The organism is Okeania sp. SIO3I5, assembly GCF_010672085.1.
GTDB lineage: Bacteria > Cyanobacteriota > Cyanobacteriia > Cyanobacteriales > Microcoleaceae > Trichodesmium.
Window position 1 is genome coordinate 94381 of the sequence record NZ_JAAHHT010000007.1, and the last position, 10876, is coordinate 105256.

Sequence of the window (10876 nt, forward strand, 5' to 3'; positions counted from 1 at the left end):
GTTGGGTTTCACTTCATTTTCAGCAAGAGAAATCATATAATATATAGGTTCGCTCACACGGATTATGCCACGGATACGCGGATTAAGAGTTGTTGGGTTTCACTTCATTTTCAGCAAGAGAAATCATATAATATATAGGTTCGCTCACACGGATTATGCCACGGATACGCGGATTAGGAGTTGTTGGGTTTTACTTCATTTTCAGCAAGAGAAATCATATAATATATAGGTTCGCTCACACGGATTATGCCACGGATACGCGGATTAGGAGTTGTTGGGTTTCACTTCATTTTCAGCAAGAGAAATCATATAATATATAGGTTCGCTCACACGAATTATGCCACGGATACACGGATTAGGAGTTGTTGGGTTTCACTGTCGTTCAACCCAACCTACATTTTTAAGCTGAATGTTTACTTTAATTTATTTCATTCCACTTAAATACAACAGATGTTTTTTCCTGATTATTTGGTGCCACAATAGTTACCAAAAATTCTTCATTCAAATTACCTACTATACGAGCGTATGGATAAGTATTTTCCTTGTTTGGATTTTGCTCTTTTTCAATTAAAATACCTGTGCGATCGCTAATCCGTAATTTTATCCCCGGTGGTAATTTTTCACCCTCAGCACTACTCAAAATTAACAGTAAACTCCACTCTTTTTCAGATTCAGAAATTAACCAGGTAACTGCATAAAGATAAACTTCATTACCAGCTAAATTAAACTGTTTATAACCACGCCCCATAGTAGTAGGAATTTTCATTCTATTGTCATGGTTAATTTGGTTAAGAATTTGCTCTAATTTTTCCCCATGATTTCTCACAACTTTTTGCCGTAAAAGTGACGGTTCAGGTAATAAATTCCAGGATAGTGAATTGGCAACTACATCTGTTTGGTTTTGCCACCAATATTTGACATTTACAGCTTTTTGACTAACCAGTTTTAGTAAATCGGATAAATAGGTATTAGCCTTTTCTTTACTCATTTCAGATAAATTTACTGAAGCTTTCGGTAAAGCAATAGCTGTAGGTTCTAAACAACGTAAATTTAGCAATAGTTCATCTAATTTACTATTAAATAAACTAACTGATATTTGAGAAAAATTATCCGATTGTTCCTGTGATTTTTGCGTTGCTAATTGATTGTATGGTAAAAATCCGCGAATAGCAGCCAAATCAGACTCCTCTTCCACTTCAACTACTAGATAAAAATGAGCAGTAAATTCTGGCAAAGTAATTATAGAATTGGGAATATTTACCTGTTCCGATAGATTTGCCACTATCAAACAGACCTTAAAATCCCCTACTTTAATATTAGAAACAGCCGGAATTAAATTGGCATATTCTGGTTGAAAAATTGAACAGTCATTTTTATTTATAGATAATTCAGGCGCTCTTTCTGCCAACCATTCTTCACAAGCAAAAAAAGCTAAAGCATGAATATAAGTTTGCCATTTTTGTTCAGAGTCTTTGATATTACTAACCAGTTCTAAAGCTGCCTCAATATTTTCAGATTTGAGGCTAATTTCCCCAGTCGAAAAATTCTCAAACTCTAGAGAAAATTCCGAAAATTGTTTATAGCTCATAGTAATTTTTTCCTTGGATTATTTGTAAGTATTTCCTGCGAAATGATGCGTAAAAAGCTATTACAGAAATGCATGAGGATGGTGAGGTACAGTGTAACACAGCCTTCAAGGCTGTAACAAGCAGGATGCTTATGTTACCATAATTACTAAATGAAATTTTGTACCTCACGCGCCTCCGAAATTGCTGTAATGTTGGGGAAGGTAAAAGCAACCTTTGAAATTGAGTTTAAACAAAAAGTTACTGTCAAAGTTTCCTTCCCAAACCTGAGAAATAATTATTCATTATTCATTATTCATTATTAATTGTTGAACACCTACTTTTTGCTTCACTAATAGACATATCCAAAAATCAAAAATGAAATAAATTAAAGATATGAAATCAACAATTTTATTCCCTATTCCCTATTCTCTATTCCCTATTCCCTGACTTCTGCAAGAAGTCTAATACATTTACGAACAGCATCAGCAAATAAACTATTAAATTGACGACTTTTTGTCTTTCTGCCACCAGATTCAGTTTTGGCAGTCTGAATTATTTTGTCTACCTCCTCATTCAATATTTCGTTTAATTGTTGTTCTAAATTTTGCAATCTTTCAGAGCTAGTATAGTATTTTGCCAATTCTTTTACTTGTGGCTTTAAATATACAAGAATCTGTTGACCAACATCCTCCTGAAATTCCTCTAGTTTGAGTAAACGACTAACTTGATACTGTGCTTTATAGCCAATTTTAAATGCAATTTCTCCCATATCAATACCTTGATAAAACAGTGTCAGTGCTATGATAAAATCCTGATGTTTAGGTGGCTTTTTTTTCTGGAATTTAATGACACGATTATCAATCACCTGTTCCACAGACCTATCTAAACAATCTTTAACTATTCGGGTATAATCTTTCAAAAAAATTTGTTGTTCATTCTGCTCGGAATTGGGGTCAGGAATTTGTTCAATTGTCTGATTTATTTCAGGATTTTCTATATTTACAACAGGTGGTACTCCCCCTTTTATTGCTATCCTATATTCCCGTAAACCTTGGGCAAGATTTTGGAGTTTTTTGAGAATATTTTCTGGTGATAAATTCTGGGTATTCGGCGAGAGATTAGCAATTCGTTTTAGTTGCCCTAATGTTGGTGGTTGACATTTACCTCTAACTCTAGTTTGTAAACGATCTTGACGATAAACAGCATGGTAATTTTCCAATAATAATTTATCTTGCTGAAGCTGTTTTAATGTCAATCCTAAAAACTCTAATTCATTGGGAGTAGCTCTATTAAGAATTCCCCAATCTGTAGCTAGATAAATACCATGTTGTAGCAAAAAATCCTTGAGTGGTTGATGGCATTTTACTATCCAACTTATCCAAGTTGATAAACTACCTCCTCCATCAAGTTTAAATGTTGCCAAAATTTCAGTAGCTAAAGATTGATAACTACTTGTTTGGTTGGTTGTAATAGTATCATCAAGTAAGATAGGAAATAAGTCATTGTGGGTGAAGCCATGTTTCACTCCAAACTGCTTTTCCAAATATAGACAATGCTCCCGAATTTTATGAGAAATAAAACAACGTAAACAAAGTTCAGCGTGGGAATAAATTCGCCATCTTTCTATCAGATAGCTTTGAATTTCTCTCTCTTTATCTTTTGAGATTTCCGATAAATTTGCCAGCTCAGGAAATTGCTCAAGTAAGAAATTTCTAGCAGTTTCAATTTCCCGAATTCGACACTTTCCATTAGTGGCAACTTCTACAAACTTCCAGTACTGAGCAGTCATAGTTGTTATTCCTGACTCCTTTTAATACACATCAACAATTTCTCCTAAATCTATAAATGGATATAGATGAAATTGTTTGTTATTTCTATATAGAGTTAGGTGTGATAAATCTATGCAATTTTGGCACTTATACCAGTTTGATAAATGCTTTTAAGAGTCAGGAGTCAGGAGTCAGGAGTCAGAATGAATCGTTTCAATACCATTTTTTAGGTAGTAAACCATCTTTTTTGTCAAATAGACATATCCTGAAAAATATTTTTATTGCCCTTACTATTCGTAACATTCTTTTTTAAAATTGGTATTAGATCATTTCACGGAAGTCAAAAATTAAAAATAATCTCTGATATAAAATCCGGATAATTACTATATCCAAGTCATTGCGACTTACACTCGTGGAAGGAAGCAATCTCAGGGTTTTAGGAGATTGCTTCCTATCGTCACAATGACGACTTTTCATCTGGATTTGATACTACCCACGAATACCGCGAATCAGTTTAGCAGCAACATGAGAAATAGCATAAATAATAATGGCAGTACCACAAGATCCTGCAACGATTAAACCTGCTTCTTGATTTTCTGTTAAAAATTAGACATCTCCAAAAATCAAAAATGAAATAAATTCAAGATATGAAATCAACAATTTCATTCCCTATTCCCTATTCCCTATTCCCTATTCCCTGACTTCTGCAAGAAGTCTATTGGATATTTGCCCACTTTAATTGATTTTCTAGATAGCTTTTTTGGTTGCTAAGTTAGGTACTTGGGTAAAAGAGTTAATGAAATTTTTAATCTGGTTAATGTTATTTGTCCATAGTCCAGTTTCTTCATAGTATTTATTAGTTTTTCCAGGTTGAGAACAGAGAATATTTGCGCTAGTAACTACAACAAATTTATCATCACATACCCAATATTTAGAGTGGGTTCCCATTAATTTGAGTTGAAAATATTCAGGGTAAAGTCGTTTAAGTTCTTGTAGCTTAAACATAGCATTATATTTCCAAGTATTAGCAGGTGTTAATTCCCACCAACCATTACCAGGGATAATTATATTACCAATATCTTTTTGCCATCCCCAACCAATCTCTATTTTGACTTGGCGGTTAAGGGTGTTTTTGAATTCTTGAATCATATTATTGTCGAGACTATGACGGGTTAACCAAGGGCAAACAATAATGATTTTTTCTTGAGCTTGGCGTAGGGTTTTGAGGAGTAAATAACGATGTTGCTCTTTGCCAAGAATAACTCCTTGACAGTTAAAGGGATCAGTATTTTCCCAATGGGAATTAGTGTTTAAAAACATTTGAATATCTCCTAATTTGAATGTCTGAATATACTATTGCAGTTATTTTTAGGAGATATCTTTAAAACATAGACTGACATAGACTGACATAGGCTAACATATCTCTAATTTTTGGCTAAACTTATTCTTTTAAATATCTGTGATTTATAATGGTTGATCTAGTTTGAAATACTATTTGAATAGAAATAATAATTATCTGATGTCTTTACCAAAAGAATTTTTAACTGACATTGCTAGAGAATATGAACTTTCCCCAGAACAAGAAGAAGTCTTTGTAGAAGTTTTTAGCAGTAAAAAGTCACTCTCAGAAATAGCACAAAAGTTCCATATATCTGATTCAGCATTTCGTACTCGGATGAGCAATGTGTATAAGAAATTTAGTATAGGAGGTAAAGGACCTGGTAAACGGACTAAGCTACTAAACTTTTTGGTAGATAAATATCGTTCCAGTAATTTCTCTGAATCTAATCAAGTTGAGCTTTCCCTAGAAAATATTAATGATTTAGTAGGCAAAGTACGTCTAAATATTCGAGAAATTATTTTAGACAACTGTGGCACTATGAAAGTATTAGATATGACTCAATCTATCGGCTTAAATGATATTTATACAAACGTAAATGTCTTGGAAAAAATCACCAGTCGGACAAGAAAAGATATTTCTCAAATTCATCACGAGTACAATGCTGAAAATTTTGAACGTTTTGAAATTGGCAAAGTTAGTCAGGAAAGAATACCAGGAATAGAAATTGTTAAACGTTATTCAAAATTGATGGTTTTAGGTAAACCAGGAGCAGGAAAAACTACATTTTTAAAATATTTAGCTATTCAATGTATTGACGGAGATTTACTTACACATCTTCTGCCAATTTTTATTACTCTCAGACAGTTTGCAGAGGCAGAGAACCAACCTGATTTACTAGAATATATAACTCAAATATTTTCTGATAATACTGTTTCTACTCTAGAAATAGATAGCATTTGCAAAAATGGCAGAGCATTAATTTTACTTGATGGTTTAGATGAAGTTAGAGAAGCAGATTATAATCATGTATTAAAACAAATTCGCGATATGTCTACTCGATACTCTCACAACCAATTTGTGATAAGTTGTCGAATCGCTGCACGGGAATATAACTTTGAGAAATTTACAGATGTAGAAGTAGCGGACTTTGATGATGAGCAAATAAACAATTTTGCTAATAATTGGTTTAAATCTAAAAATCCAGAGATAGGTAAGAAATTTATTTCTAAACTTGAGGAAAATCTACCAGTTAAAGAATTAGCTACAAACCCTTTATTGTTAACTCTTTTATGTTTAGAATTTGAAGATTATTTGGATTTTCCCACAAATCGTTCTGAACTTTATGAAAGAGGAGTAGGTGTACTTTTAAGTAAGTGGGATGCTAAACGTGGAATTGAACGAGACCAAGTTTATAAAAGGTTATCTCTGAGGCGAAAAGAAGATTTGCTTAGTCAGGTTGCTGTGAAAACTTTTGAACGAGGTGATTACTTTTTTAAGCAAAGAGAATTACACGAAAATATTGCTCTTTATATTTACAATTTACCTGATGCTAAAACCGATCCAGAAGCTTTGTTGATAGATAGTGAAGCAGTGTTGAAATCTATTGAAGCACAGCATGGATTATTTGTAGAAAGAGCGCGTGGTATTTATTCTTTTTCTCATTTAACTTTTCACGAATATTTTACAGCAAGGGGAATTTATGCAACTTCCAATGGTTTAAAAAATTGGGTAAATCATATTAGTGAAACTCGCTGGCGTGAGGTGTTTCTCTTAGTAGCTGGTATGCTTCAAAATGCTGATGAATTTTTGTTATTGATGAAGGAAAAAATTGATAATTTATTAGCTTCAGATGAAATATTACAAAAATTTCTAAATTGGGCTCATCAAAAAGCTAGTTCAATTAAGCTCCCATTAAAAACTGCTCATATTCGTACTTTTTATTTGGAATTAGAAGAAGAATGCGCTCTTGATGATACAGACAGAGCAATGATCTGGCTAGTTTCAGATGTTGTTTCTAATTTCTTAGAACTTAGAGGAGTAGATTCTTACAAGTTAGATTCCTTTCGTCACTCTTTTTCACCAGATGATTATCATACTTTTAAAAATTCCATAATGCTTGATAAGAAGTTTCAGAGCTTATTTACTCATGCTTATTACGCTCATCAAGATATCATTAATAATTTCTACTTTCCTCAGTATTATAACACACGCTATCATGATACCGTTTGTGAATATATTCAGGATATCTTGTTAAATTTTAACCTTGAATCTAATCTTGAATATTCACTTCAAAACCTCAACAACAAACTACCTAGTTTAGAAACAAGTAAAGCAAATATTAGAGGGTGGTGGGATTTATATGGTTATGATTGGATTGAAGAATTAAGAGGGATAATGATGGAATCTAGAGACCTTGGTTACAAGTGGCAATTTACCCAAGAAAAAATGCAATTTAATGAAGAACAAATAGAATTACTGCAAAAATATTATGATGCGAATGGTATTCTCATAGAATGCTTAATGAGCGATTGTTTCGTTACTCGTGAAGTGCGCGATAAAATCGAAGACGAATTATTTTTACCCATCGCTGAAATTGAAAAAAGGAAAGAACTAAAATGATATATCAAATCATAATAAATTTATTTTTAGTGTTGCTCTAAATCTAATAAAGACAAAAATAATAAGGATTATGCTGAGTAAAAACAAATACAAAATAATCATTAAAAAAACTTAGAAATAACTTAATATTTACCGAAAAATTAAGGTATAAAGCCTCTCCATTCATTGAGAAAAAAGAAAAAAATTCCTTTTAGCAAATCCTGTTCTTTATAAAAAGAGGTAATTATTAATTATTAATTTGAGCCAAGGATTTCAATCCCTGGCTTGATATAAATTATTCAGGGCAAACAGAATGGTCTCTATCAAACCAAACTATATAGTAAACCGCATCTTCCCGAAATCCAAAAATTCGCTTTTTTTCATCTATTCTCATTTCTGAAAATTTAATATCTTTCGGTATATTTTCTGGCAAAGATGGATGAATACTAATTAATTTATAACCTGTTCCAACTGATGAACCAGGTTTTGTCGAACCATGCTTTTTTATCTGCCCCCAAGTATACTTTTCTATTTTCTTTAACCCTTGAATTAAGTCATTAATTTCTGATGAATTCCAATCAGACAAAATCCAACGATTTTTATCTGTGTATGTAAATATAAAGCTAGGATTTTTAAACTGATAACTGATAACTGATAACTGATAACTGATAACTGAATTAAGCCTCCACCATTTCAGAATAGAAAGCTTTCATCTCTGAATGAGAAATAATATTATTCGATGGTTGAGCTGGTTCTAAATCTTTTCTAGCATTTAACCAAGGAGTTTCCGAATGCGTTAATTCTTTTAAGTGTCTAGCGCTTAATTCTCCATAAGCATCCCATACTTCCTCAAGAACTTCTACTTCATCTTTGGCAAACTTTATTTCTAACTCTTCAGGTGGTGGAATATCCCGATAATGGTAAGGTTTATATTCATCCCAAACATCACAAATAATCGGTCCAGAAACCCACGCTTCAATATCTTGAAAAAACAGAGGTTTATTTCTAAATACTAAACTCCAAGCTTGTGCGTAATATACAAGTTTTTGTAGTTTTAAAGGAGAGATTGTATCACCTGCTTCTCTATCAACACAACATAAAAAATACCTAGCTATATCAACTGCACTTTTCATAATTTTTTTCCTCCTAAATCTGTAAATATTATATCAATTTTTACTGAATCTTCAACTATTATATAAATTTTTAATCCTCATTCATTGCTGTTATTGATAAATTGAAATTACTTTAATCTAAGTTACTTTACAATCCCCCTAAATCCCCCTTTGTAAGGGGGACTTTGAAGGTTATTCTCCCTTTCAAAGAGGGTGACTTTGAAGGTTATTCTCCCTTTCAAGGAGAGCGACTTTGAAGGTTCTCTCCCCTTTCAAAGAGGGAGACTTTGAAGGTTCTTTCCCCTTTCAAAGAGGGAGACTTTGAAGGTTCTCCCCCCTTTCAAAGAGGGCGACTTTTTGTTTGCTCCCCCTTTCAAAGAGGGAGACTTTGAAGGTTCTCTCCCCTTTCAAAGAGGGAGACTTTGAAGGTTCTCCCCCCTTTCAAAGAGGGCGACTTTTTGTTTGCTCCCCCCTTTCAAAGAGGGGGACTTTTTGTTTGCTCCCCCCTTTCAAAGAGGGGGACTTTTTGTTTGCTCCCCCCTTTCAAAGAGGGCGACTTTTTGTTTGCTCCCCCCTTTCAAAGGGGGGCAGGGGGGATTCTTCAAGAACTACTATAAAAGCAGAAATATATGGTATGATACTAACTTCAATAATCATCTAGAGAGTAAAATCACTAATGCCTAAAAGCGAAACCAGGAATGAAGTAGAAGTTCGTTCACAAAAAGTCGATGAATTACGCGCCCAAGGAATAGATCCCTATCCTAGTAAAGCTGTAGAGCGATCGCACACCACGAAACAAGTTATCGACTTATTTTCTCCACCCGCAAAGGAATTAGAAGCAGGAGAAACAGACCCCGATGAAAAATTATTAAAAGTTTGTGGCCGAATTACTTCTAAGCGTGATAGTGGTAGTATTGGTTTTATTAACCTAACAGATGAAACTGGAAAAATTCAACTAAAAATTGAGAAAAAATTAGTTAAGGGCGACCCTGGTTTAAGCTTTAAACAAATTCAAAAATTGTTAGATGTAGGAGATTTTATTAGTGCAGAAGGAATAGGTTGTCGTACTAATAGAGGTGAGTTATCAATTCAGGTAAATAAACTAGATATTCTCTCCAAAGCTATTATTCCTTTTCCTGATTCTTATTATGGTGTAAATGACCCTGAAATTTGTCGCCGTCATCGGGAAATGGATTTAGCTGGAAATGCTGAATCTTTACAGCGTTTTAGAATGCGGAGTCAAATTATGCAAAGTATTCGTACTTATCTTTGGGATGCAGGTTTTTATGAAATAGAAACACCAATTTTACAGTCAATTTATGGTGGTGCTGCTGCTCGACCTTTTGTGACTCATCATAATGCTTTAGATGTAGATTTATATTTGCGAATTGCTACAGAATTATTTCTGAAACGAGCAATTTGTGGAGGTTTTGAACGGGTATTTGAGTTAGGGCGAGTATTTAGAAATGAAGGAATTGATAGTACCCATAATCCTGAATTTACTTCCCTAGAAGTTTATCAAGCTTATGCAGATTACTTTGAAATTTTGGGCTTGGTAGAAGATGTTATTTGTTACAGTATAACCAATGTTTTAGGTGATGTAAAAGAGATAGAATATCAAGGTGAAACTATTAGTTTAGAGCGCCAATATGACCATAGTCAAAAGTATCCTAATTTCACTGGCAAACATTGGCAAGTTAAAACAATGGTAGAAGCAGTTAAGGATGAAACCGGACTAGATTTTGACAACTTAGAATTGCCAGAAGCTATTAAAGCAGCAGAAAAATTAAACCTCAAATTATCCAAGTTAGAAACGCAAAGTTTAGGTTATCTTTTATATGCAGTTTTTGACCAAAAAGTAGAGTCAACTTTAATTCAACCTACCTTTATAATTGATTTTCCTGTTGAAGTGAGTCCGTTAGCAAAAAGACATCATAGTAAACCAGGTTTTGTGGAAAGATTTGAGTTGTTTATTCACGGCACCGAATATTCCAATGGTTTCTCCGAGTTAAACGATCCCCAAGATCAACGCCAACGTTTCGAGGAACAGATCGCCCAAAGAGAAGCGGGAGATGATGAAGCGCACCCAATGGATGAAGACTTTATTCAGGCGTTGTCGTTGGGAATGCCTAACTGTGGTGGAATGGGTATTGGTGTCGATCGTGTAGTGATGTTGTTGACTAATACTCAAAGCATTCGGGATGCGATCATGTTCCCGACTATGCGTTCAACTTTAAAGGATTAAGCAAGTTAAAATTCCAAATTCCAAATTCCAAATTCAGGCATTAATTCCTGACGCTCGTTTGAGCATTTATAAATTTCCTAACCTATTTGCGCAGTGCAATATTAGAAATTTATGTAAAAGTAGGGACGTTTGAAAATTCCAAATTCAAAAGTCAAAATTCATGCCTTAATTCCTGACGCTCGTTTGAGCATTTATAAATTTCCTAACCTATTTGCGCAGTGCAATATTAGAAATTTATGCAA

7 protein-coding genes are annotated in these 10876 nt (G+C 33.7%); 2 read left to right on the plus strand and 5 right to left on the minus strand.

Annotated features, from left to right (window positions below; translation table 11 throughout):
* Nucleotides 1-418: 418 nt before the first annotated feature.
* From F6K40_RS02950 to F6K40_RS02960, 3 genes are all read right to left on the minus strand, one after another.
* On the minus strand, nt 419-1588 hold the full coding sequence (locus F6K40_RS02950) for a DUF1822 family protein (protein WP_293131139.1): 1170 nt from the start codon (nt 1586-1588) through the stop codon (nt 419-421).
* Between the two features lie 416 nt (nt 1589-2004).
* Nucleotides 2005-3357 (minus strand): hypothetical protein, encoded by a 1353-nt coding sequence (locus F6K40_RS02955; protein ID WP_293131141.1) that lies wholly within the window; start codon nt 3355-3357, stop codon nt 2005-2007.
* 727 nt (nt 3358-4084) lie between these two features.
* Nucleotides 4085-4657 (minus strand): phospholipase D-like domain-containing protein, encoded by a 573-nt coding sequence (locus tag F6K40_RS02960; protein WP_293131144.1) that lies wholly within the window; start codon nt 4655-4657, stop codon nt 4085-4087.
* Between the two features lie 199 nt (nt 4658-4856).
* Here F6K40_RS02960 and F6K40_RS02965 point away from each other — a divergent pair, with 199 nt between their 5' ends.
* Nucleotides 4857-7298 (plus strand): NACHT C-terminal helical domain 2-containing protein, encoded by a 2442-nt coding sequence (locus F6K40_RS02965; RefSeq protein ID WP_293131147.1) that lies wholly within the window; start codon nt 4857-4859, stop codon nt 7296-7298.
* 274 nt (nt 7299-7572) lie between these two features.
* Here the strand turns inward: F6K40_RS02965 and F6K40_RS02970 are convergent, their stop codons facing one another.
* A complete protein-coding gene (locus tag F6K40_RS02970) occupies nt 7573-7977 on the minus strand; it encodes an MAG6450 family protein (RefSeq protein ID WP_365669944.1) in 405 nt (134 codons plus the stop codon).
* Nucleotides 7955-8410, minus strand: coding sequence for a Panacea domain-containing protein (locus F6K40_RS02975; RefSeq protein WP_293131151.1), 456 nt, complete (start codon nt 8408-8410; stop codon nt 7955-7957). Before F6K40_RS02975 ends, F6K40_RS02970 begins: the two co-directional genes overlap by 23 nt.
* A 655-nt stretch (nt 8411-9065) precedes the next feature.
* Here F6K40_RS02975 and lysS point away from each other — a divergent pair.
* Complete coding sequence (gene lysS, locus F6K40_RS02980) at nt 9066-10634, plus strand: lysine--tRNA ligase (protein ID WP_293131154.1); 1569 nt, start codon at nt 9066-9068, stop codon at nt 10632-10634.
* Nucleotides 10635-10876 lie beyond the last annotated feature (242 nt).